Annotated in this window: 19 protein-coding genes; 6 read left to right on the top strand and 13 right to left on the bottom strand. The window is 69.9% G+C overall.

Features of this window, described 5'->3' with window-relative positions:
• The first annotated feature begins 23 nt into the window (after positions 1-23).
• Positions 24-782: a class I SAM-dependent methyltransferase gene (locus tag P8T65_RS14980; protein WP_316725886.1), complete on the top strand. Its 759-nt coding sequence runs from the start codon at positions 24-26 to the stop codon at positions 780-782.
• Between the two features lie 156 nt (positions 783-938).
• On the opposite strand, the gene P8T65_RS14975 is transcribed toward P8T65_RS14980, so the two are convergent.
• The 3 genes from P8T65_RS14975 to P8T65_RS14965 are packed head-to-tail and all read right to left on the bottom strand — an operon-like array spanning position 939 to position 3,646.
• Positions 939-1,700: an amino acid ABC transporter ATP-binding protein gene (locus tag P8T65_RS14975; protein WP_184899312.1), complete on the bottom strand. Its 762-nt coding sequence runs from the start codon at positions 1,698-1,700 to the stop codon at positions 939-941.
• Positions 1,697-2,638, bottom strand: coding sequence for an amino acid ABC transporter permease (locus tag P8T65_RS14970; RefSeq protein WP_316725885.1), 942 nt, complete (start codon positions 2,636-2,638; stop codon positions 1,697-1,699). The genes P8T65_RS14975 and P8T65_RS14970 overlap by 4 nt, the downstream gene beginning before the upstream one ends.
• A gap of 45 nt (positions 2,639-2,683) precedes the next feature.
• Entirely contained in the window at positions 2,684-3,646 is a 963-nt protein-coding gene (locus tag P8T65_RS14965) for an ABC transporter substrate-binding protein (protein ID WP_316725884.1), read from the bottom strand.
• Positions 3,647-4,257: 611 nt separating this feature from the next.
• On the opposite strand from P8T65_RS14965, the gene P8T65_RS14960 reads away from it, so the two are divergent.
• Positions 4,258-5,499 (top strand): NADP-dependent malic enzyme, encoded by a 1,242-nt coding sequence (locus P8T65_RS14960; RefSeq protein WP_184899317.1) that lies wholly within the window; start codon positions 4,258-4,260, stop codon positions 5,497-5,499.
• Positions 5,500-5,798: 299 nt separating this feature from the next.
• The gene (locus P8T65_RS14955; protein WP_316725883.1) at positions 5,799-6,767 is read left to right on the top strand and encodes a zinc-binding dehydrogenase; all 969 of its coding nucleotides are present in this window, start codon (positions 5,799-5,801) and stop codon (positions 6,765-6,767) included.
• Here the strand turns inward: P8T65_RS14955 and P8T65_RS14950 are convergent.
• Both P8T65_RS14950 and P8T65_RS14945 read right to left on the bottom strand, forming a co-directional pair.
• Positions 6,764-8,392 carry a transposase gene (locus P8T65_RS14950; protein ID WP_316725882.1) on the bottom strand — a complete coding sequence of 543 codons (1,629 nt, stop codon included), beginning with the start codon at positions 8,390-8,392 and terminating at the stop codon, positions 6,764-6,766. The genes P8T65_RS14955 and P8T65_RS14950 overlap by 4 nt on opposite strands.
• Positions 8,385-8,960 carry an IS607 family transposase gene (locus P8T65_RS14945; protein ID WP_316725881.1) on the bottom strand — a complete coding sequence of 192 codons (576 nt, stop codon included), beginning with the start codon at positions 8,958-8,960 and terminating at the stop codon, positions 8,385-8,387. Before P8T65_RS14945 ends, P8T65_RS14950 begins: the two co-directional genes overlap by 8 nt.
• Positions 8,961-9,138: 178 nt before the next feature.
• Here P8T65_RS14945 and P8T65_RS14940 point away from each other — a divergent pair, with 178 nt between their 5' ends.
• Positions 9,139-9,348 (top strand): helix-turn-helix domain-containing protein, encoded by a 210-nt coding sequence (locus tag P8T65_RS14940; protein ID WP_013000766.1) that lies wholly within the window; start codon positions 9,139-9,141, stop codon positions 9,346-9,348.
• On the top strand, positions 9,348-9,923 hold the full coding sequence (locus P8T65_RS14935) for a Clp protease N-terminal domain-containing protein (protein WP_316725880.1): 576 nt from the start codon (positions 9,348-9,350) through the stop codon (positions 9,921-9,923). Before P8T65_RS14940 ends, P8T65_RS14935 begins: the two co-directional genes overlap by 1 nt.
• Positions 9,924-9,998: 75 nt before the next feature.
• On the opposite strand, the gene P8T65_RS14930 is transcribed toward P8T65_RS14935, so the two are convergent.
• Together P8T65_RS14930 and P8T65_RS14925 are read right to left on the bottom strand one after the other, a co-directional pair.
• A complete protein-coding gene (locus tag P8T65_RS14930) occupies positions 9,999-11,039 on the bottom strand; it encodes a helix-turn-helix transcriptional regulator (protein WP_316725879.1) in 1,041 nt (346 codons plus the stop codon).
• A 1-nt stretch (position 11,040) separates the two neighbouring features.
• A complete protein-coding gene (locus P8T65_RS14925; RefSeq protein WP_316725878.1) occupies positions 11,041-11,964 on the bottom strand; it encodes a DUF4097 family beta strand repeat-containing protein in 924 nt (307 codons plus the stop codon).
• A gap of 192 nt (positions 11,965-12,156) precedes the next feature.
• Between P8T65_RS14925 and P8T65_RS14920 the strand changes: the two genes are divergently transcribed.
• Entirely contained in the window at positions 12,157-13,008 is an 852-nt protein-coding gene (locus P8T65_RS14920) for a hypothetical protein (RefSeq protein WP_316725877.1), read from the top strand.
• Between the two features lie 28 nt (positions 13,009-13,036).
• Here P8T65_RS14920 and P8T65_RS14915 read toward each other — a convergent pair whose 3' ends face one another.
• The 6 genes from P8T65_RS14915 to P8T65_RS14890 form a co-directional block, all read right to left on the bottom strand.
• Positions 13,037-13,219 carry a DUF6104 family protein gene (locus P8T65_RS14915; protein ID WP_003961784.1) on the bottom strand — a complete coding sequence of 61 codons (183 nt, stop codon included), beginning with the start codon at positions 13,217-13,219 and terminating at the stop codon, positions 13,037-13,039.
• 85 nt (positions 13,220-13,304) lie between these two features.
• A complete protein-coding gene (locus P8T65_RS14910; protein WP_316725871.1) occupies positions 13,305-17,099 on the bottom strand; it encodes a multifunctional oxoglutarate decarboxylase/oxoglutarate dehydrogenase thiamine pyrophosphate-binding subunit/dihydrolipoyllysine-residue succinyltransferase subunit in 3,795 nt (1,264 codons plus the stop codon).
• 744 nt (positions 17,100-17,843) lie between these two features.
• Positions 17,844-18,998: a HAMP domain-containing sensor histidine kinase gene (locus P8T65_RS14905; RefSeq protein WP_316725870.1), complete on the bottom strand. Its 1,155-nt coding sequence runs from the start codon at positions 18,996-18,998 to the stop codon at positions 17,844-17,846.
• A gap of 75 nt (positions 18,999-19,073) precedes the next feature.
• On the bottom strand, positions 19,074-19,811 hold the full coding sequence (locus P8T65_RS14900; protein WP_184899333.1) for a response regulator transcription factor: 738 nt from the start codon (positions 19,809-19,811) through the stop codon (positions 19,074-19,076).
• Between the two features lie 131 nt (positions 19,812-19,942).
• Positions 19,943-20,617 (bottom strand): spermidine synthase, encoded by a 675-nt coding sequence (locus P8T65_RS14895; protein ID WP_316725869.1) that lies wholly within the window; start codon positions 20,615-20,617, stop codon positions 19,943-19,945.
• Between the two features lie 75 nt (positions 20,618-20,692).
• Entirely contained in the window at positions 20,693-22,420 is a 1,728-nt protein-coding gene (locus tag P8T65_RS14890; protein ID WP_316725867.1) for a glycoside hydrolase family 3 N-terminal domain-containing protein, read from the bottom strand.
• Positions 22,421-22,571: the final 151 nt, after the last annotated feature.

The raw sequence follows: 22,571 nt of genomic DNA, 5'->3' as shown, positions 1-22,571 counted from the left end.
GGTACACCGAGGAAGGGGACCTCATGACCACCACGGCCGGAACCGACTGGCAGGCCTGGCAGGAGAGCTGGGACCGGCAGCAGGAGCTGTATCTGCCGGACCGTGAGGAGCGGTTCCGGGTGATGCTCGCCATGGTGGAGGCCTTCGCCGGCCCCGCACCCCGCGTCCTCGATCTCGCCTGCGGTACGGGTTCCATCACGTCCAGGCTGCTCGCGCGGTTCCCGAAGGCCGTCAGCACCGGCGTGGACCTCGACCCGGCCCTCCTCGCCATCGCCGAGGGCACGTTCGAGGGCGACCCGCGGGTCACCTTCGTCACCGCCGACCTCACCGACCCCGACTGGACGGCCCGGCTGCCGTACGACGCGTACGACGCCGTCCTGACGGCCACAGCCCTGCACTGGCTGCACAGCGAATCCCTCGCCGCTCTCTACGGTCAGGTCGCGGAACTCCTCCGCGACGGCGGTGTCTTCATGAACGCGGACCACATGATCGACGAGTCGACGCCCCGGATCAACGCGGCGGAGCGCGCGCACCGGCACGCGGGTATGGAACAAGCCACCGCGGCCGGCGCCGTCGACTGGGCCGCATGGTGGCAGCTCGCCGCCCAGGACGCCGTGCTCGCCGCGCCGACGGCCCGCCGTTTCGAGATCTACGGCGAGCACGCCGACGGTGACTTCCAGAGCGTCGACTGGCACGCCCGGGTCCTGCGCGAGCGGGGCTTCGCCGAGGCCCGCGCGGTGTGGTGCTCGCCCGCCGACTCGATGGTGCTGGCGGTGAAGTAGGCGGCCGCCCGCGTCGGCGGCACGAGTGCGGGCGGCGCGAGTGAGGGCAGTGCCAGTTAGGGGCGGTACGAGTGAGGGGCGGTACGAGTGAGGGGCGGTACGGAATCCCGTACCGCCCCTCCTCCCGTCGCGCCTTCGCGCCGTCGCGTCCGGGCCCTACAGCACCTTGGACAGGAACGACTGCGTCCGCTCTTCCTGCGGGTTCGTCAGCACGTCACGGGGGTTGCCGGACTCGACCACCACACCGCCGTCCATGAAGACCAGGCTGTCGCCGACCTCGCGGGCGAAGCCCATCTCGTGGGTGACGACGACCATGGTCATCCCGGACTCGGCCAGGTCGCGCATGACGTCGAGGACGTCGCCCACCAGCTCCGGGTCGAGCGCCGACGTCGGCTCGTCGAAGAGCATCAGCTTCGGCTCCATGGCCAGGGCCCGGGCGATGGCCACCCGCTGCTGCTGGCCGCCGGACAGCTGCGACGGGTAGTTGCCCGCCTTGTCGCCGAGGCCGACACGCTCCAGCAGCTCATGGGCGCGCTCGCGGGCCTGCCCCCTGCCGACGCCCTTGACCTGCATCGGCGCCTCCATGACGTTCTCCGCGGCCGTCATGTGCGGGAACAGGTTGAAGCGCTGGAACACCATGCCGATGTCACGCCGCTTGAGCGCGACCTCGCTGTCCTTGAGCTCGTACAGCTTGTCGCCCTTCTGGCGGTAGCCGACCAGCTCGCCGTCGACGTACAGCCGCCCGGCGTTGATCTTCTCCAGGTGGTTGATGCACCTGAGGAACGTGGACTTGCCGGAGCCGGAGGGGCCGATGAGGCAGAACACCTCACCCGTCTGCACCTCGAGGTCGATGCCCTTGAGGACCTCGACGGGGCCGAACGACTTGTGGATGCCCTCGGCCTTCACCATGGCGGTCATGCCGAGACTCCCTTCGGACGGCGCACCGGCAGCACGGCCGTCTTGAGACGCTGGATCGGTGTCGGCGGCAGGGACCGGGAGGACCCCTTCGCGTAGTGCCGCTCCAGGTAGTACTGCCCGACGCTGAAGATGCTGGTGAGGATCAGGTACCAGGCGGCGGCGAGGAACAGCATCTCCACGGGGGCCCCCGCTCCCTGGCCGATGTCCTGGGCCGACTTGAGCAGATCCACGTACTGCACCGTCGAGACGAGCGACGTGGTCTTCAACATGTTGATGACCTCGTTGCCCGTGGGCGGCACGATCACGCGCATCGCCTGGGGGATCACGATCCGGCGCAGCGTCTTGGACTGGCTCATGCCGAGCGCGTGCGACGCCTCGGTCTGGCCCTCGTCGACCGAGAGCAGACCGGCGCGGCAGATCTCCGCCATGTACGCGGCCTCGTTGAGACCGAGGCCGAGCAGCGCCGTCAGCAGCGGCGTCATGAAGGAGGACCAGTAGTCCTTGTAGATCGGGCCGAGGTTGATGGTCTCGAAGACCAGGCCCAGGTTGAACCAGACGAAGAGCTGGACCAGGACCGGCGTACCGCGGAAGAACCAGATGTAGAACCACGCCACCGACGAGGTCACCGGGTTCTTCGACAGTCGCATCACGGCGAGCAGGATGCCGCCGACAACGCCGATCACCATGGACAGCACGGTGAGCAGGAGGGTGTTCAGAACGCCCTCGATGATGCGGTCGTCGAAGAAGTAGTCGGGGATCGCACCCCAGTTGATCTTCTTCGCCTGCGCGAAGGCGTAGACGATCGAACCGAGGAGGGCGAGTGCGATGGCCGCGGACACATAGCGCCCCGGGTGCCGGACCGGAATGGCCTTGAGGGCCTCCGGGCCGGCGGGGGGCGTGTCCGAGGGACCGTCCGTCTTGCTGACGTCAACAGTCAAGGGTGGAGCCTTTCAGAACCGAGCCGAGGAGCAGGAGCGCTGTGATCAGGAGCCGCCGTTGATCTTGGCCTCGGTGACGGCGCCGTCCTCGACGCCCCACTTCTTGATGATCTTCTCGTACTCGCCGTTGTCGATGATCGCCTGGACGGCGGCCTGGAGCGCGTCACGCAGTTCGGTGTTGTCCTTCGCCACGGCGATGCCGTAGGGGCCGGCCTCGATCTGGTCGCCGACGATCTCGAAGTAGTCGCCGCCGCCCGAGGTCTTCACCGAGTACGCGGCCACCGGGTAGTCGGCGGAGACGACGTCCGCGCCCTTGGAGCGCATCCGGGTCTCGGCCTCGGGGTTGGTGGCGAAGTCCTCGATCTTGAGGGCCTTCTTCTTGTCGTCCTTGCACTTCTTCGCCTGGTCCTTGGCGAGGTCGTGCGAGAACGTGTTGCGCTGCACGGCGATGGTCTTGCCGCAGAGGTCGTCCCAGGTCTTGATGCCCTGGTCGTCGCCCTTGTTGGTGTACAGCGAGACACCCGCGGTGAAGTAGTCGACGAAGTCGACGCCGGCGCCGACCTTCTTGCCGGTGCCGGCGTCGACGCCCTCCTGGCGGTCCTTGGTGTCGGTCATGGCCGACATCGCGATGTCGTACCGCTTGGCGGCCAGACCACCGATGAGGGTGTCGAAGGTGGCGTTCTGGAACTTGAAGTCCACGCCGAGCTGCTTGCCCATCGCCGCGGCGATGTCCAGGTCGATGCCGACGACCTTGCCCGACTCGTCCTTGTACTCGACCGGGGCGTAGGCGATGTCCGAACCGACGTTGATCACGCCCTTGTCCCGGACGGCCGCGGGGAGCTTGTCCGCCAGCGGCGCCGCGCTGGTGGAGGCGCTGTCGGAGCCGTTGTCCTTCTTGGTCTGGTCACCGCAGGCGGTGAGCAGCAGGGCGCCCGCGACCGCGATCGCTCCGACCGCGGCTGTACGGGAACGCAGGCCGGTCGTACGACGGGTGGTGCTTGCGGTCATGGTGGGTTCCTCCGGCGGGGGTGGTGTGGAGTTGCCGACAGGTCGACGATTAACACGCGTCTTCGAGTGTGGCGACCTCGTGTGATTACGGCATCTTGCCATTCGGGCATGTGCAATCAGATGACCAGCCATGTCAAAATCGGATAACGGGTGACCCCCCGAATGACCTACGAACCGCCGTGGACCGCGTGATCACACCGGATCATGTGCGGGATTCCCCTCTTCCGGCCGGAAGATCTTCGGTGCATCTCAGGATGCGGTCGGCTGCGAACTCCGCACACGTGGCCGTACATGACTTGTCATGATATGACCCGACTTGTCCTGTCATCCGTCGATGAGTCAAGTCAACCATGATCGTCTTCAATTGACCTTCGAGTTGTGACCTTCACGGTATGAAGTCGTATGGACTCGTCCTCGGCGCTGTCCGTCCGGTAAGAAGGTTCCTTACACCCCTCATCCGGGGCCCAGGGCGCGTGTGCGGCGCGCCCGTCGCGTCTGAGCCCGCAGGCGTCGCCGTACGTATCGGTCGACCTGGGCCTTACGCGGTGCCCGCCCGCCTCCGAACCGGGAGCGGTCACCCTCAAACCATGCAGACCTAAGGGGTACACACAGTGGCAGCGGAGATTGTCAATCCTCGCACCGACAACGGCGACGGCAGTACGGGCCAGGAAGGCGGCGGGGAGCCCCTCAATTCCCTCGACTCCTTCGACCCGGCGTTCGCCCTGCACCGTGGCGGCAAGATGGCCGTGCAGGCCACCGTGCCGATCCGGGACAAGGACGATCTGTCCCTCGCCTACACGCCCGGCGTCGCGCGAGTGTGCACCGCCATCGCCGAGCAGCCCGACCTGGTCAACGACTACACCTGGAAGTCGTCGGTCGTCGCCGTCGTGACGGACGGTACGGCGGTCCTCGGCCTCGGCGACATCGGCCCCGAGGCGTCCCTCCCCGTGATGGAGGGCAAGGCGATCCTGTTCAAGCAGTTCGGCGGCGTCGACGCGGTGCCGATCGCGCTAGCCTGCACGGACGTCGACGAGATCATCGAGACCGTGGTCCGCCTCGCCCCCTCCTTCGGCGGCGTGAACCTGGAGGACATCTCCGCGCCCCGCTGCTTCGAGATCGAGAAGCGGCTCCAGGAGCGGCTGGACATCCCGGTCTTCCACGACGACCAGCACGGTACGGCCGTCGTGACGCTGGCGGCGCTGCGCAACGCCGCCCGGCTGACCGGCCGGGGGCTCGGCGACCTGCGCGCCGTGATCTCGGGCGCGGGCGCGGCGGGCGTGGCCATCGCCAAGATGCTGCTGGAGGCCGGTCTCGGCGATGTCGCGGTCGCCGACCGCAAGGGCATCGTCTCCGTGGACCGCGAGGACCTCACGCCGGTCAAGCGGGAGCTCGCCGAGCTCACCAACCGGGCCGGTCTGTCGGGCTCCCTGGAGGACGCCCTCGCGGGCGCGGACGTCTTCATCGGCGTCTCCGGCGGTACGGTCCCGGAGGAGGCGGTGGCCTCGATGGCCGAGAACGCGTTCGTCTTCGCCATGGCCAACCCCAACCCCGAGGTGCACCCGGACGTCGCCCACAAGTACGCGGCGGTCGTCGCGACCGGGCGGTCCGACTACCCGAACCAGATCAACAACGTTCTCGCCTTCCCGGGGATCTTCGCGGGGGCCCTTCAGGTGCGAGCCTCCCGGATCACCGAGGGGATGAAGATCGCGGCGGCCGAGGCGCTGGCGTCGGTGGTCGGGGACGATCTTGCAGCGGACTATGTCATTCCGTCGCCGTTCGACGAGCGGGTCGCTCCGGCGGTCACCGCGGCGGTCGCGGCGGCGGCGCGGGCGGAGGGTGTGGCTCGGCGTTAGCCCCTTCGGGGTGGCGGGGGGCTCTTTTCGCCCCCGCCGCCCCTACGCGTCCCATCCTCAAGGGGCTGTGCCCCTTTGACCCCCAGGCGTCCCCCAGGCGTCCGTCCGGTGGGGGCTTCTCGCGCAGTTCCCCGCGCCCCTGAGTGGCCGTAGGCCCTCAAGGGGCGCGGTCAGCCCCCACTCAGCCGCACCCGCCATACGTCCTGGCGTCCCGAGTCGGAACGCGGAGGTGGGGACGGGACGCGTGTCACAGTGGTCCGTGGTTCCATCGCTCCCGGCATCCCCCTATGGTCAGGCGCATGTTCGCTGCCTATGCCGCCCGCATCGACCGTGACCAACCGCTGAACGGACTGGAGTTGGGCGACCGGCCCGCGCCGGAATCGAGGTCCGGCTGGACGACCGTCAAGGTGAAGGCCGCCTCGCTGAACCACCACGACCTGTGGTCCCTGCGCGGGGTCGGCCTCGCGGAGGACAAGCTGCCCATGATCCTCGGCTGCGACGCCGCCGGCGTCGACGAGGACGGCAACGAGGTCGTCCTGCACTCCGTGATCGGCCAGACCGGCCACGGCGTCGGCCCGGACGAACCCCGCTCGATCCTCACCGAGCGCTACCAGGGCACCTTCGCCGAACTCGTCTCCGTCCCCACCTGGAACGTCCTCCCCAAGCCCGCCGAACTCTCCTTCGAAGAGGCCGCCTGTCTGCCCACCGCCTGGCTGACGGCATATCGCATGCTCTTCACCAACGCCGGTGTACGCCCCGGGGACTCCGTTCTCGTGCAGGGCGCCGGCGGCGGTGTCGCCACCGCCGCGATCGTGCTCGGCAAGGCGGCGGGCCTGCGGGTCTTCGCCACCAGCCGGGACGAGGCCAAGCGGAAGAGGGCCCTGGAACTCGGCGCCGTGGAGGCGCTGGAGTCGGGGGCCCGGCTCCCGCACCGCGTGGACGCGGTCATCGAGACCGTCGGCGCCGCCACCTGGTCCCACTCGGTGAAGTCCCTGCGTCCCGGCGGCAGCCTCGTCATCTCGGGCGCCACCAGCGGTGACCGGCCCTCCCACGCCGAGCTGACCCGTATCTTCTTCCTCGAACTCAAGGTCGTCGGCTCCACCATGGGGACCAAGGACGAGCTGGAGGACCTGCTCTCCTTCTGTGCCGCGACCGGTGTCCGCCCCGTCATCGACGAGGTGCTGCCCCTGGACCGCGCCCGCGAGGGCTTCGAACGACTGGCGGCCGGCGACCAGTTCGGCAAGATCGTGCTCACCAACCGTTCCTAATCAGTGAGCAGGAGTGAGTCTTGGACCCATTCCTGGTCACTGCGGACACCCTGAACGGTTTTGGATGGCCTGGTCGCCCGCGTACTCGCCGCGTCCGGCGGCACGGATCGTGTCCGTGGTCCGGGGATGCGGGGGCGGGGTCCCTCACACCCAGGGGCACGCCAGTCGGCCTGGACGGTCCGATGCCCGTGCACATCGCTCTGGTGTGCACGGGGCGGTGTCGTCCGCCGCCGGATCGGGTGTCCCTGGGCGCGTCGTGCGATCGCGATGCTCGCCGCGTCGTGCCGGGTGGTCCTACGGGTGGGGCCGGCCATCGGCTTTTGCCAGTGCTGGGCGCCCCACTTGCTGGTGTAGGCCGGGTCCACGGCGATGATCGCGATTCCTGTGGCGTCGGCCATGGAGGTCAGCCGGGCGCGGAGCCTGCCGGTCGGCATGCCGGAGATGAGGTGCCTGAATCGGCGCTTGCGCCCGTGCTTCTCTCTGGTCCTCTCGGCCTGGAAGTCGAGGTCTTCGACCGCGATGGCCTTGACACCGCAGGACTTGGCCCAGTTCAGCAGCCGTGTGAGGGCGTGCCGTACCTGGGCGTCGCGGTGCTGGGCGTTGCCGGACAGGTCGTAGAAGAACCGGCGCGGCCGGCCTACCGGGTTGCCGTGGGTGTCCAGGCGCCATGCGGCGAGGTGGTCGGCGTTGGTGTCCACACCGACCACGCCGTCGGCGAGGGCGGCGTCGAGTGGGATGGTCTTGGTGGGCGGGATCTGCCAGGAGGCGTCCACGTACCAGCGCCCGCGCCCCGTGTCGTAGTGGACGCGGTAGGCCACGGCCCGGTTGGCTTCAACACGGTCGGCCCACTCCTGCCCCCGGTGGGGGAACCGTGCCTTCGCAGCGAGTACGTACCGGCCGTGCCTGGCGTTCGCGAGGTCGGCGAGCGGGGCCGGGAGCTTGATCGACACCTCACCCTCGGGCGTGATGCGGATCGTCTCGTTGCCGAACCTTTTCCCCGACTCACCGTCCGCCTGAAGAAACCAGCGCCCGGCTTCCCACCGCTTGAGCCACTCGGTCTCGGTGAGCTGCGCCTTGTCGAGGTTGTGGCGGGTGCCCAGCAGACGTTCACCGCCACGCACGACATGCACCCGGCCCGCCTCCCGGTCTGCCCGAACCTTCTCGAGCCGGTCCTCCAGGACATGCAGGCGGCGTGCTTTGTGGAACCACTCGTGCGCGGAGCGGTAACCGCTTGGAGCCTGCTTGGTGCCCTTCTTGCCGACCGGCATCGACAGCCGGTGCCGGATCGTCGTGATACCGGCTTCGAGGGACTTGACGTGCGCGGCCTGGCCGCGCCGGGCGAGCGCCCACTGGTCATGCGTGGCCTTCGTGATCGACCCGGCCCACCTGGACGACGACTCGGCAGTCAGATCCCTCTTGCGGGCCGCCCATGACTCGGTGGAGTGCTCCAGGCCGTCCACGCAACGCTCTTTGAGGTCCTTCGAGGCGAGCGAGCCCAGGTGCGCCCCCACCAGACGCAGAACCTTCTCATCCGCAGGCGTGAGGTCTCCCAGTCGGGTACGTACTGTCACGCCGGACGGGCCGAGAGCGACGAACGGCGCGGCGATCGGGCGGAGGTCAGCCATGTTCGGCGGCTTCCAGTGCCTTGCGGGCGCGGTTCTTCGCCGACCTGCGCCCGTACAAGCGGGCGCAGAGCGACGTCAGTACCTCCACCATGTCCCGCACCAGGTCGTCTTCGACCTCGCCGTCGTCCACCACCAGCAGGCGACGGCCCGTCGCGGACAAGGCAGCCTCGACAAGTTCGACGTTCATCCGGCCGAGCCGGTCCTTGTGCTCCACCACCACGCAGGTCACGTTCGGGTCGGCCAGCAGACGCCGGGCCTTGGAACGGCAGCCGTTCATCCCGGAAGCGATCTCCGCCTCCACACGAACGACTCGGTGACCGGCTTTCGCTGCCCACGCCGACAGCCGGGCGACCTGGCGTTCCAGATCGATCTTCTGATCATGCGAGGACACGCGGGCATACAGGCCCAGACCACCGATGGCCCCGGGCGTGGTGTTCGCGTCGATGTTGACCAGAATCGTGCGCGGCCCGACCCGCTGAGCCGGTACCGGCAACGTCCCCTCACGGAACCAGCGATACGCGGTCTGCGGATGCACGCCCTGCGTCTTCGCCCATTCCGTCAGATTCACGCCCTGGCAACGACACTCACTCATACATGGTCACGTTCACTTACCCGACCTCGCGGACCAGCAGGTCAAGACCCCTGACGATTCTCGGTATCGCGACGGCCGGCCCGGTTCTCCGGGCCGGCCGTCGTCATGTCAACCATGGTTGACGCGGCGGGGCCTGTCAACGTAGATTGACATCATGACCGAAGCAACGGATCTCGCCGAGCGAGCGGGTGATCGGGACCCCCGGGTCGGACTGCGGGCCGTCGCCGCGCTGCGCAGACTGCTGGAGCAGCTGGAATCGGTGCAGGTGCGCAGCGCGCGCCATCAGGGTTGGTCGTGGCAGGAGATCGCCGCGGAACTCGGAGTCAGCAGGCAGGCCGTCCACAAGAAGTACGGGAGGCATTGATGTTCGAGCGGTTCACGAAGGATGCCCGGGCCGTGGTCCTGGGCGCGGTCGATCACGCGGAACGCGCCCGTGCGGGGGAGGTGACCGAGGAGCATCTGCTGCTCTCCCTGCTGGACCGGAAGGCCAGCCGCGCCTCGTTCGCCCTGGCCGCGCTCGGGCTGGCCGCGGGCGAACGCCGGGACTCCGTGGAGCGGGCGCTCGCCGAGGCCCGACGCCGGGGCGGCCTCTCCCGCGCGGACACGGACGCGCTCTCCGGTCTCGGCATCGACCTCTCACAGATCGTCTCCCGGGTCGAAGAGGCCCACGGGGTGGGGGCGTTGGAGTCGGGCGGCGGAGGGCGGTGGCGCCGTCGGTTGTCGGGGCACCGTCCCTTCACCCGCGACGCCAAGGACGTCCTCACCCGGTCCCTCCGCACCGCCCACGCCCACCACGACCGCCACATCGGCGACGAACACCTGCTGCTCGCGCTCACCACCCGCCCCGGGGTGCCGGCCGAGGTTCTCGCGGACCACGGGGTGACGTACGAGGCGTTGGAGCGGGTGCTCTACGGGGCGGGGGAGGCCAAGGCGGGGTGACTGGGGTGGGGTGAGCGGGCTTGTCGCGCCGTTCCCCGCGTCCCTGGAGGGCGGGGCTGCGCCCCTGCCCTCCCTCTATCCCTTCGGTACGCGCAGGGTCGCCCCGATGTGTGCCGCCGCTGTCGACAGGTGGCGGCGGGCGTCGCGGAGTTGGTCCTCTGTCACGCCGTGGTCGCGGGCCGCGTCGCGGATGTCGTCCCGGAAGCGGTCCAGGAGCCGGTCGAGGTCGCGGGACGGATCGCCGGTGGGCGCCTCGTGCACCCAGGCGGGCTCGTAGTCGGCCGGGAAGTCCTCGGGAGTGGCCGAGTACTCGGGCTTCCCGGCGCCCGTGGTCGTCTCCGTCCGGCCGAAGCCGAAGTCCTTGCCGAACTCCTTGGCGAAGTCCTCCCCGAACTCGCCGAACTCCTTGACCAGCTCGGTCAGGCCCTCGCGCACGCCCGTCGGCCAGTCGCCCCGCGTGAAATGGTCCTGGACCTGGTCCTGGACGCGCTTGGCGATGCGCTGCAACTCCTCCTGGGCCTGGGTGCGGGCGCGCTCCTGGGCCTCCTTGGCCTGACGGCGGGCGCGCTGGGCCTCCTCCCGGGCCCGTCGGCTCTCGTCCTTCGCGCGACGGGCCTGCTCCTTCCACTCCTGCTTGGCGCGGCGCATCTCCTCCTTCGCGGCCCGCCAGGACGCGTTGTCGGCGTACTCCTCGGACTCCCCGGATGAACCGCCCTCCCCGCCGCCCTTGCGAGCCCCGGAGGCCGCCGCCCGCATCTCACGGCGCAGGTCGCCCGCAGCGCCCCGGACATCGGCCCTGATCTCGGCGGCCAGCTCCGCGACCGACTCGCGGATCTCCAGCTCCAGATCGGCCAACTCTCCGCTGCGGTCGGCCAGTTCGGCGCGGCCGGCGTCGGTGATCGCATACACCTTGCGGCCGCCCTCGGTGGTGTGGGTGACCAGGCCCTCGGCCTCCAGCTTGGTCAGGCGGGGGTAGACGGTGCCGGCCGAGGGCGCGTACAGACCCTGGAAGCGTTCCTCCAGGAGTCGGATCACCTCGTAGCCGTGACGCGGCGCCTCGTCCAGCAGCTTCAGCAGATACAGCCGCAGGCGGCCGTGGGCGAAGACGGGAGGCATCTCAGAGCACCTTCTTGTCGGTCGTGCGAGGGGGCGTGCCGCCGGTCGCGTCAGCAGTCGTGTCAGCGGTTGTGCCGTCAGGGTCGGGGGAGCCGAGGTCGTCCCACGGCTCGTCCTCCGCCGGCGGCCTGCGCAGGAGGGCGATGGAGCCGGAGACCGTCGTGGCCTTGAGGCGGCCGGTGCCCGGGCCGAGGCGGCCGGTGACCTTGTGGGCGCCCCAGAGGCCGCTGACGCGGAGGTCGTCGAAGGCGTTGGAGATGGTGCCGCTGGCCGTGTTGGCCTCCACCTCGGCGTCGGCGGGGTGGGGGAGGCGGATGGCGATCTCGCCGGAGACGCTGGTGAGGCCGATGTCGGCGGGGCCGTCCATGGGGTCGAGGTCGAGGATGATGGCGCCGCTCACCGACTCGGCCTTCACGGTGGGGCAGGAGCCCTCTATGACGGTCAGGTCACCGGAGACGGAACTGAGCCGTAGATCGCCCGTGAGGGCCTGTGCCTCCACGCTTCCCGAGACCGTCGTGGTGCGCACCGGCCCCGACAGGCCGACCAGTGTCGTGTCACCCGAGACGCCCCTCACCTCCGTACGCCCGCCCAGCCCGGACACGACAGCCGTGGCACCCAGTACGCCGACCTCGACCCGGGTGCCCGTCGGGACGGCGAGCGACACCAGGGCGGTGCGACGCCGGACCTTGCGGTCGAGCCACGTCAGGAAGCCCTTTCGGGGCAGGTCGTCGTAGGCCACCGTCAGGGTGCCGTCCTTCTGCGTCACCGTGAGCGGTGGGCCCTCGATGTCGGACACCTCCAGGCGGGCGGAACCCTCGTCGGTGCCCATGACGTTCACCGTTCCGTTGACGACGCGTACGTGCAGTGCCGTCACCGGCTCGTCGAACGTGAGCTTGCGCGGCTCGGCGACGGACCACTCGGACATGGTGCTGACCTCCTCGACGGACCCCGGCTCAGACCCCGACTAGGACCCGGACACACGGCGGAAGACTCGGACGAAGACACGCACTATCGCGTCTCATGCAATTCACGATATATCGCGGAGAGGGAAAGTCAAGACACCCGTTCTGGTGATCCCGCAGGGATATACCTGAGCAAATCGGCCTAGCGTGGAGGCATGTCGACGGAACGCTCCCAGGGATCCCGTGACCCCCGGCCCGCCCCCGCCCCCGGCGCGCTCCTGCTCTGCCGGGCGGATCCCGACGCCGTCGCCCCCGTCGCCCAGCTGCTGCGCGAACGCATGCTGCTCGTCCCCGCCGGCCCGGAGTGGACCGCGCTGGTGCCGGAGGGAAAGCCCTGGTCGCACGGTGGGGAACTGGTGGACCGGGTGCTCACCGGCTGGGCGACGGCCCTCGCCGTGGGCGTCCCGTGGCCCGTACTGGCCCTGTGGTGGGACGCGGACCGCGGCGGCTACACCCTCGCCGCCGGGTTCCGCCGCACCGTCGGCTACGTATGGCTCGCCAACGGCACCCCGGCCGGGGAGGGCGAGGCGATGCGCACCTTCGCCGCCCGCCTGGGCCTGGACCCGATCCTGGACGCACAGGCCCTGGACCGGCTCACCGAGCCCGATCCGGCCGCCGACGCCCGCGCCCGCCTGCTGGGTCTGCTCGCCGTCCTCGCCCGCGCCGGAGTGGCACTCCCCGCGGGCCTCACCCCGGGCGAACCCGCCGACCGGCTCCGTGAGGTCGCCCGCATCCAGCCCGGTGTCCAGCGCATCGAGTGGACGGGCTGGCGCGGGGCCGTCCGCACGGAACTCGACGCCCTCGAACGCGGCTGTCTGGGCCCGTGGCTGCCCTGGGCCGGCACCCCCAGAGCGCGTGCCCTGGCCGCCGCCCAACTCCTCGCGGGCCTCCCGCTCACCGGCTGGGGCCTGTACCGCCGCAGCCCCGGCTGGCTCGTCGCCGGCGGCCTCCTGATCGCCCACGGTGCCCTCGGTCTGCTCTACGACCTGGCCCACCCGCGCGACTGAGCCCTGCCGCTCCTGCCGGAGGGAACGGCTACTCGTCCTCGTCCTCGTCGTCCAGCCGTGCCAGCCACGTGGCCAGCCGCTCCACCGGCACCTCGAAGTCCGGGTTCAGATCCACGAACGTCCGCAGCTGCTCGGCGAGCCACTCGAACGTGACCTCCTCCTCGCCACGCCGCTTCTCCAGTTCCTCGATGCCACGGTCCGTGAAGTACATGGGTCAAGGATAAGTGCGGGAAACGGCCCGGGCCGCACCCCCTGAGAGGGGGTGCGGCCCGGTGGCGTGCGGTCTTCGAGCGCTGTTACGCCTCGAACACCTCACGGACCAACTGCTCCTGCTCGGCCTGGTGGCGCTTGGCCGAGCCGACCGCCGGGGACGAGCCGTGCGGGCGGGAGATGCGGCGGAGCCGCTCTCCGTGGGGGACGTCCGCGCCGACCGCGAGGTCGAGGTGGTCGATCAGGTTGAGGGCGATGAAGGGCCACGCGCCCTGGTTCGCCGGCTCCTCCTGGGCCCACAGGTACTTCTCGGCGTTCGGGTACTTGTTGACCTCCGCCTGGACCTCGGCACCCGGCAGCGGGTAGAGGCGCTCGATACGGATGATCGCCGTGTCCGTGATGCCGCGCTTCCGACGCTCGGCCTCCAGGTCGTAGTAGACCTTGCCGGCGCAGAAGACGACCTTCTTGACCGCGTTCGGGTCGACCGAGCTGTCGCCGATGACCGGGCGGAACTCGCCGCTCGTGAACTCCTCCGCCTTCGACGCGGCGGCCTTCAGGCGCAGCATCGACTTCGGGGTGAAGACGACCAGCGGCTTGTGGTGCGGGTTGTGCACCTGCCACCGCAAGAGGTGGAAGTAGTTCGACGGGAGGGTCGGCATGGCGACCGTCATGTTGTTCTGCGCGCACATCTGGAGGAAGCGCTCCGGGCGGGCGGACGAGTGGTCCGGGCCCTGGCCCTCGTAGCCGTGCGGGAGGAGCAGGGTGACGCCGGACGTCTGGCCCCACTTCTGCTCCGCCGACGAGATGAACTCGTCCACGACCGTCTGGGCGCCGTTGACGAAGTCGCCGAACTGGGCCTCCCACATCACCAGGGACTCGGGACGGGCCAGCGAGTAGCCGTACTCGAAGCCCATCGCCGCGTACTCGGAGAGCAGGGAGTTGTAGACGTTCAGCCGCGCCTGGTCCTCGGAGAGGTACATCAGCGGCGTGAACTCCTCGCCCGTCTCACGGTCGATGATCACCGCGTGACGCTGGCCGAAGGTGCCGCGCTGCGAGTCCTGGCCCGCGAGGCGGACCGGGGTGCCCTCCAGGAGGAGGGAGCCGACCGCGAGGGTCTCGCCCATGCCCCAGTCGATGGTGCCGTCCTCGACCATGGCCGCCCGGCGCTGGAGCTGCGGCAGCAGTCGCGGGTGGGCGGTGATGTGGTCCGGGACGTTGACCTGGGACTCGGCGATGCGCTTGACGGTCTCCGCCGTGATCGCGGTGTTCACCGCGACCGGGAAGCCGTCCTGCGGGTCGTGGACCTCGGCGGACGCCGACTGGGCGGTGGCCTCACGGACCTCGGTGAAGACCTTCTCCAGCTGGCCCTGGTAGTCCTGCAGCGCCTGCTCGGCCTCTTCCAGGGTGATGTCGCCGCGACCGATCAGGGACTCGGTGTAGAGCTTGCGCACCGAGCGCTTCTTGTCGATCAGGTCGTACATCAGCGGCTGGGTGAAGGCCGGGTTGTCCGACTCGTTGTGACCGCGGCGGCGGTAGCAGATGAGGTCGATCACCACGTCCTTGTTGAACGCCTGGCGGAACTCGAACGCCAGCCGCGCGACGCGGACCACGGCCTCCGGGTCGTCGCCGTTCACGTGGAAGATCGGGGCCTCGATCATGCGGGCCACGTCCGTCGCGTACATGGAGGAACGCGAGGACTCGGGGGCCGCGGTGAAGCCGACCTGGTTGTTGATGACGATGTGGACCGTGCCGCCGGTTCGGTAGCCGCGCAGCTGCGACATGTTCAGGGTCTCGGCCACCACGCCCTGGCCCGCGAAGGCCGCGTCGCCGTGCAGGGCCACCGGCAGGACCGTGAAGTCCGTGCCGCCCTTGTTGATGATGTCCTGCTTGGCGCGGGCGACGCCCTCCAGGACCGGGTCCACCGCCTCCAGGTGCGAGGGGTTCGCGACCAGGGAGACCTTGATCTGCTCGCCGTCCAGGCCCGTGAAGGTGCCTTCGGCGCCCAGGTGGTACTTCACGTCGCCGGAGCCGTGCATCGACTTCGGGTCGAGGTTGCCCTCGAACTCCCGGAAGATCTGCGCGTACGACTTGCCGACGATGTTCGCGAGGACGTTCAGCCGGCCGCGGTGGGCCATGCCGATGACGACCTCGTCGAGGCGGGACTCCGCCGCCGAGTCGATGACCGCGTCCAGCAGCGGGATGACGGACTCGCCGCCCTCCAGGCTGAAGCGCTTCTGGCCGACGTACTTGGTCTGCAGGAAGGTCTCGAAGGCTTCCGCCGCGTTCAGCCGGCGCAGGATGCGCAGCTGCTCCTCGCGCTCCGGCTTGGTGTGCGGGCGCTCGATGCGGTCCTGGATCCAGCGGCGCTGCTTCGGGTCCTGGATGTGCATGAACTCGATGCCGGTCGTACGGCAGTACGAGTCGCGCAGGACGCCGAGGATGTCGCGGAGCTTCATCAGGGACTTGCCCGAGAAGCCGCCGACCGCGAACTCGCGCTCCAGGTCCCACAGGGTGAGCCCGTGCTCGGTGATGTCCAGGTCGGGGTGCTTGCGCTGGCGGTACTCCAGCGGGTCGGTGTCGGCCATGACGTGGCCGCGGACCCGGTAGGAGTGGATCAGCTCGAAGACGCGGGCGGCCTTGGTGACGTCGTCGTCGTGCGAGGCGTCGATGTCCTTGAGCCAGCGGACCGGCTCGTAGGGGATGCGCAGGGCCTCGAAGATGTCGTCGTAGAAACCGCCCTCGCCGAGAAGGTAGTTCGCGACGATGCGCAGGAACTCGCCGGAGGCGGCGCCCTGGATGACCCGGTGGTCGTACGTCGAGGTCAGGGTCATGACCTTCGAGATGCCCAGCTTGTTCAGGGTGTCCTGGGAGGTGCCCTGGAACTCGGCCGGGTAGTCCATGGAGCCGACGCCCATGATGACCGACTGGCCGGGCATCAGGCGCGGGACCGAGTGGACGGTGCCGAGGCCGCCGGGGTTGGTCAGGGAGACCGTGACACCGGTGAAGTCGTCCATCGTCAGCTTGCCGTCACGGGCGCGGCGGACGATGTCCTCGTAGGCCTGCCAGAACTCGAAGAAGTTCAGCGTCTCGGCCTTCTTGATGCCCGCGACGACCAGCTGGCGGTCGCCGTTGGGCTTCACCAGGTCGATGGCGAGGCCGAAGTTGACGTGCGGCGGCTTGACGAGAGTGGGCTTCCCGTCCTTCTCCGCGTAGTGCCAGTTCATCGACGGCATCGTCTTGATGGCCTGCACCATCGCGTAGCCGATCAGGTGCGTGAAGGAGATCTTCCCGCCCCGGGCGCGCTTGAGGTGGTTGTTGATGACGATGCGGTTGTCGAACAGCAGCTTCACCGGGACCGCGCGCACGGACGTGGCCGTGGGCAGCTCCAGGGAGGCGTTCATGTTCTTCGCGACGGCGGCGGCGGGGCCGCGCAGCGTGATCAGCTCCGGGCCCGCGGCGGCGGCAGCGACGGGCGCGGCCTGCTTCGCCGGGGCGGCGGCCGCGGGCTTGGCCGGCGCGGGCGCGGCGGCCGCGGGCTTCGCGGGGGCCGGGGCGGCGGCCGCGGGCTTCGGGGCGGCAGGGGCGGGGGTGGCCGGGGCGGCGGGTGCGGCCTGGGCCGGGGCGGCGGGGGCCGCGGGTGTGGTGGTCGCTGCGGGCCCCGTGGCCGCAGAGCTCGCCGGAGCCGGGGCGGCAGCTGCGCCTGGCTTGTAGTCAGCGAAGAAGTCCCACCAGGCTCGGTCTACCGAATTCGGGTCCTGGAGGTACTGCTGATAGATCTCGTCGACGAGCCACTCGTTCGGACCGAAGGCCGCGGCGGGGTTCTTACCCGCTTGGTCTGCGTCGGTCGAGATGCTCGAGTTACTGGGGGACTGTGGCGACACGGCGGCAACCGCCCTCTTCCGCTTCACAAGGTGATGGACAGCGGGAATAAAGGCTACGCCCCCATGGCCGGGAAGGTCAGGTCGAGCCCACTCTTCGTCGCGTAAGTCACATTGGAATGCGTGTTTCGGGGGTGGAAATGGCGGGAAACAAGCGTGGTTCCGGTCTGGAATGGGTGTGGGGGCCATGGGTTGGGCATGCGTCGGGTGGGGCCTGCGGGGATGTGCCCGCGGCCCTCTGCTCGAACGCACCTGATCACACGTGTCCGGCTGGGCGGATCTGCCATGGATCTTGTGGCTCCGGTTCGAACTTTACGTCAACTTGGGAGAGAAGTAAGCCCCGGGAGGATGAGCGAAATCTGGCAAGGGTGGGGGGATTCGGCCAGGTGCAATGTGGGTATCGGGGGATTTTTCCGCCCCCGCCGCCCCTACCCGTCCCATCCTGTCCCTGGGGGCTGCGCCCCCAGACCCCCCCCTGGGCGGGCGGGGGTGGTGGGGGGCGCTGTCGGGTGCGGGTCCGGTGGGGCTTCTCGCGCAGTTCCCCGCGCCCCTGGAAGCCTGCGGCTTCTCGGGCCGGTCGTCTCGCCTCCGGAAGTCTGCGGCTTCTCGGGCCGGTCGCCTCGCCTCCGGAAGCGTGCGGGGTCTTGGGCCGGTTGCCTCGCCTCTGGGAGCTTGCGAGGGCTCGGGCTCGGGGGCTTCGTGGTGGGGGCTCGGTTGCGAGGGTGGGAGTTCCGTCGCGGCCGCGTTCTAGGTGTTTGCCGGGCTGTGTGGTTTTGGGGGGACGCCGGGGAGTATTACCTGGATTCGGCAGCCCTTGGGGGACTCTGCTACTCCGATTCGGCCGCCGTGGAGGTCGACCGCCCAGCGGGCGATGGCCAGGCCCAGGCCCGTGCCGCCGTCGCTGCCGGGGCCGTGGGGGGAGCTGACGGCGCCCCGGTTGAAGCGTTCGAAGACGCGGTGCCACTCGGATTCGGGGATGCCGGGGCCCTCGTCCAGGACTTCCAGATCGAGGGAGTCCGGGGTCGGCCCCCGGCGGGCCTTCACCGTCACGCGGCCGTGCGCCGGGCTGTGCTTGACCGCGTTGTCGATGAGATTCGCCACGACCTGGTGGATGCGCTCCGGGTCGGCGTTCGCGGTGAGCTCCGGCGGGTGCACGTCCAGGTGCAGGTGCACGTCCGTACGCGTGTGCTTGCCCGAGTCCGAGGCGACGCCACCGCGGGCCGAGGAGACCATCTGGGCCTCTTTGAGGACACCCGAGAGGTACGGCCAGACCTCGAAGCGTCGGCGGCGCAGCGGGACCACGCCGTTGTCCAGGCGGGACAGGTCCAGGAGGGTCTCCACGAGACGGCCGAGGCGTTCGGTCTGCTTCAGGGCCGTGCGCATCGTCTCGGGGTCGGCCTGGGTGACGCCGTCGACGATGTTCTCCAGGACCGCGCGCAGGCCGGCGATGGGCGTACGGAGCTCGTGGGAGACGTTCGCCACGAGCTCCTTGCGCTGGCGGTCCTGGGCCTCCAGCTCGTCCGCCATGAGATTGATCGTGTGGGCGAGGTCGCCCAGCTCGTCCCGGCGGTTCTCACGGACCCGGCGGGTGTAGTCGCCGCGCGAGATGGACCGGGCGACCGCGTTCATCTCGTCCAGCGGCGAGGTGAGCGAATGCGCCACGAACTGCGTTATCAGCAGTGTGGCGATCATCGAGAACACCGTGATGAAGCGGAGCTCCGTCTTGGTGTGCACCGCGATCATCGACAGACCGGTGGTGATCAGGACCGAGATGACGACGAGAGCGCCCAGCTTCGTCTTGATCGAGAAGGGGCGCACCCCGCCGAGCGGGCTCGCGCCCTTCCGCGACTGCGCGCCACCGGGACCCCGGTTCCGGGACCTCGGGTCACCGACTCCGCTCATCACGCCACCAGCCCCTTGTGCCTACGTGCCTGCGTGCCTACGTGTGCCCTGCGCACACGGAACGGCGGGCACGGGTCAGGGAGTCGGGGTCTCCAGGGCGTACCCCACACCGTGCACCGTGCGGATCCGCTCCGCGCCGATCTTCCGCCGCAGCGCCTTGATGTGGCTGTCCACGGTCCGCGTCCCGGACGCGTCCGCCCAGTCCCACACCTCGGCGAGCAGCTGCTCGCGCGAGAGTACGGCACGCGGGGTGTTCGCGAGACATACGAGCAGGTCGAACTCGGTGGGCGTGAGGTGCACGTCCTCGCTGCGCACCCGCACACGGCGCTGCGCGTGGTCGATCTCCAGCTCGCCGAGGCGCAGGATGCCCGAGCGCGGCGTGGTGGCGGCCAGCGCGGCCCGCTCCACCCGGCGCAGCAGGACGTGCACGCGGGCGGCCAACTCCCGCATGGAGAACGGCTTGGTCATGTAGTCGTCGGCGCCGACGCCGAGCCCGACCAGCATGTCCGTCTCGTCGTCCCGGGCGGTGAGCATCAGCACGGGGACGGGCCGCTGGGCCTGGACGCGCCTGCACACCTCCAGGCCGTCGAAGCCGGGCAGCATGATGTCGAGGATCAGCAGATCGGGCTGCCAGGCCTCCGCGGTGTCCACCGCGGCCGGTCCGTCGGACGCGGTCTGGACGACGAAACCCTCGGCGCGCAGGCGGGCCGCGATGGCGTCGACGATCGTCGCGTCGTCCTCGACCACGAGGACCCGGCGCTGCGCGCCCGGCGTCGCCGTGGTGTTGCTGTGGGTGGTGTGTGTCTGCTCCATCGCCCGCCCCTGTGTTGCTTTCCGGAATCCGTGGGGTGATCCCTTGACTACGCATGGCTGCGCATGACTGCGATTGACGCTTGAATGATCGGCGTCAGGCAAGCAGGGTACGGGCAGTCGCCGCACCAGGGCTATCCAGGTCGGACCGCGAGGTGCACCACGTCCGGAACGCCTCGGGCAACCGGGATCTCTTCGGTACGCACCTGTTGGAACCCGGCATTCCCCAAGGTTTCCTCGAATTCCGCAGATGGCCGCGCCGACCACACGGCAAGGACCCCACCTGGCCTCAACACCCTTGCGCAGCTTGCCAGTCCGTTCGGCGAGTAGAGGCTGTCGTTGCTCTCGGATACGGTCCAGGCGGGCCCGTTGTCGATGTCCAGGCAGAGCGCGTCGAACGTGGCGGACGTCTCATGGAGGTACTTGACGAGGTCGGCTTCCACGATCTCCGTACGGGGATCCGCGAGCGCTCCGGCGGACACCTCGGCCAGCGGACCGGAGCGGTGCCATGCGATGACGGAGGGTTCGCGTTCGACAACTGTGATCGGCCCCCAGCGCGGATCCGCGGCGGCGTGGGTGAGCGAGAAGCCGACGCCCAGACCGCCGATGAGCACACTTGGCCGAGAACGATCCGTCAGCGCGGCGAGAGCGGCGTCGACCAGCAGTCGCTCCGAGCGGCCGTCCGAGGTGTCCATCAGGAAGCACCCGTTGGCGATGATCTGCAACAGCTCTCCGTGCCGTCGCAGCACGACCTCGCCGTAGGGGCCCTCGTGACGGTCGATGACTACGGGTTCGTCGGTGATGGGCATCCGCCCATCCTTACGTGCTCCCTGCGCCGGGGCAGCCGAATTACGACGGCCCGGCGAGGCCCCGTCAGTTCGCTGTCAGAGCGTCAGGCCGTGGCCGTACGGGAAGAGCGGGGGCTCGGTGTCGTCGGGGGCCGCCCGGTGGGAGGGCTCGGCGGTCGTCAGGGAGTGCGGTAGTTCGAAGGGCAGTCGGCCCTCCGCGCGGGCCCGGCCGAAGGCCACGTCGAGCAGGGCCGTGTCCGAGGCCCCGTAGTCGGCGACGAGCGCGGCGGCCTTCGCGGCGATCTCCGGGAGCGCGGCGGGCCGTTGCAGGTTGACGCAGACCAGGGTGGGCACCGCCGCCAGCAGCGCCAGGGTCTCCACCAGCCGTTCCTCGGACGGCGTGCGCAGCCGCAGCACGGCCACGTCCGCGTGGGCCGGGTCGGCCACGACGTTGCCGTACAGGGACGCCGTCTGCGCGCCCACTCCTTCGACGTACAGGTTCGGGCGGTCGGTGAGCGGGAGGAGGGAGTGGTTGGCCAGGACGGTGAGCGAGCGGCGCTGGGCGGCCTCGCCGAGAGCGGTGAACTCGCCGGCGCCGACGGTCTCCTCGGCGCGGTCCGGGTCGACGTACCGCCTCTCGAAGAGGCCGAGGACGAACTTCTCGCGCAGGATGCGGCGGACGGAGGCGTCGATCCGTTCCTCGGCGATCCGGCCGGACCGGACCAGTTCGACGATCATCTCGGGGCACTGTTCGCCGTGGTCGCCGCCGAACTGGTCGGCGCCCGCGTCCAGGGCCTTCGCGGCGCGTTCGGCGACGGTGAGGTGTCCGAGGCCCCAGGCGCGGGTGCGGTGTGTGTCGCCGAGGGCGGGGGCGTCGGTGAGCAGGCCCCGGTCGGTGCGGACGACGCCGTCGAAGGCGACGCGGTCGAGGCCGTGGCGTTCGCGCGGCAGGCCGGTCAGGGCGTCCCGGTCCAGGCCGAAGCCGATCTCCGCAGCGCCGTCCACACCGGTTCGCCGGCCGTGGTGCGGCATCATCTGCGAGCACCCGGCCTCGACGGCCGCCCGGACGGGCGCGAGGCGGTGGTCGTGCGTTCCGCGGGGACGGACCCGATCCCTGTCCTGCGCGAAGTGCGGTTCCCCGCCGTTCTGTTGCGGGCCGCCGGGGCAGTACGTGGCCACCGCGACGACCGAGCGCGGGCCGAGCCGGGGGCCCTGGAGGCCGCGTACGTACGCCCTGAACAGCGCGCTCGTGACGTCGGCGGGTGAGCCGCGATGGTTCGACCGGTGGGCCCGGCCGGCCCGGTGGGGGCCGGTGGCGAGGTCGATCCGGGGGTGCAGGGCCACGCGGAGGCCGAGGGCGAGGTACTCGCGGCGGACGGTGTCGCCGAACTTCTCCACCAGCTCCGGGTCGCCGATCGCCGCCAGGCCCAGGGGATCGGGCCAGGCCGAGAAGGCCGCGGCGCCGAAGGGGGCGCCCGCCCTGGCGGTGAACGAGTGGCGTGGGCCGGTGGACAGGGTGACCGGGATGCCCAGCCGGGTGTCGGCCGCGAGGGCCTGGAGGCGGTTGACCCATTCCGCCGTCTCCCGCGTCCCGTGCCGGCCGACGAGGTGGAAGTGGGTCAGATGGCTGTCCACGACCAGTTCCGTGGTGCCCTGTTGGAGGGACGGCCCGTCGCTCGCCTCGGCGAGTGTCCCGTCGCCGTTCATCGTCAGCGCCGAGTGGAAGAGTTGACCAGCCTTCTCCGCGAGGGTCATCCGGGCCAGCAGATCCTCCACCCGCTCGTCGACGGGGCGGCTCGGGTCACGGTACGGGGCTGTGGACATCCGGAGTTCCTTGTACGGGTGGCGGTTCGTCGCGCAGGCCCATTCAGGGAATCAGCGAAACCGGGCGCGGACCAGATAAGGACCAAGTGGCCACTCTCACGCGGCAGATGGCTTGAAAGAACGGGTGATTGACTCGTGTAACCCCCGGTTC

It is taken from the genome of Streptomyces sp. 11x1 (assembly GCF_032598905.1).
Lineage (GTDB): Bacteria > Actinomycetota > Actinomycetes > Streptomycetales > Streptomycetaceae > Streptomyces.
This window is presented reverse-complemented; position numbering and strand designations above follow the sequence as displayed.

Excerpts from the sequence above, each read along its gene's own strand:
- P8T65_RS14940 (WP_013000766.1), top strand. The coding sequence starts at position 9,139 with ATGACCGAAGCAACGGATCTCGCCGAGCGAGCGGGTGATCGGGACCCC.
- P8T65_RS14980 (WP_316725886.1), top strand. The coding sequence starts at position 24 with ATGACCACCACGGCCGGAACCGACTGGCAGGCCTGGCAGGAGAGCTGG.
- P8T65_RS14915 (WP_003961784.1), bottom strand. The coding sequence starts at position 13,219 with ATGTACTTCACGGACCGTGGCATCGAGGAACTGGAGAAGCGGCGTGGC.
- P8T65_RS14920 (WP_316725877.1), top strand. The coding sequence starts at position 12,157 with ATGTCGACGGAACGCTCCCAGGGATCCCGTGACCCCCGGCCCGCCCCC.
- P8T65_RS14955 (WP_316725883.1), top strand. The coding sequence starts at position 5,799 with ATGTTCGCTGCCTATGCCGCCCGCATCGACCGTGACCAACCGCTGAAC.
- P8T65_RS14905 (WP_316725870.1), bottom strand. The coding sequence starts at position 18,998 with ATGAGCGGAGTCGGTGACCCGAGGTCCCGGAACCGGGGTCCCGGTGGC.
- P8T65_RS14950 (WP_316725882.1), bottom strand. The coding sequence starts at position 8,392 with ATGGCTGACCTCCGCCCGATCGCCGCGCCGTTCGTCGCTCTCGGCCCG.
- P8T65_RS14965 (WP_316725884.1), bottom strand. The coding sequence starts at position 3,646 with ATGACCGCAAGCACCACCCGTCGTACGACCGGCCTGCGTTCCCGTACA.
- P8T65_RS14930 (WP_316725879.1), bottom strand. The coding sequence starts at position 11,039 with ATGCCTCCCGTCTTCGCCCACGGCCGCCTGCGGCTGTATCTGCTGAAG.
- P8T65_RS14895 (WP_316725869.1), bottom strand. The coding sequence starts at position 20,617 with ATGCCCATCACCGACGAACCCGTAGTCATCGACCGTCACGAGGGCCCC.
- P8T65_RS14935 (WP_316725880.1), top strand. The coding sequence starts at position 9,348 with ATGTTCGAGCGGTTCACGAAGGATGCCCGGGCCGTGGTCCTGGGCGCG.
- P8T65_RS14890 (WP_316725867.1), bottom strand. The coding sequence starts at position 22,420 with ATGTCCACAGCCCCGTACCGTGACCCGAGCCGCCCCGTCGACGAGCGG.
- P8T65_RS14925 (WP_316725878.1), bottom strand. The coding sequence starts at position 11,964 with ATGTCCGAGTGGTCCGTCGCCGAGCCGCGCAAGCTCACGTTCGACGAG.
- P8T65_RS14900 (WP_184899333.1), bottom strand. The coding sequence starts at position 19,811 with ATGGAGCAGACACACACCACCCACAGCAACACCACGGCGACGCCGGGC.
- P8T65_RS14975 (WP_184899312.1), bottom strand. The coding sequence starts at position 1,700 with ATGACCGCCATGGTGAAGGCCGAGGGCATCCACAAGTCGTTCGGCCCC.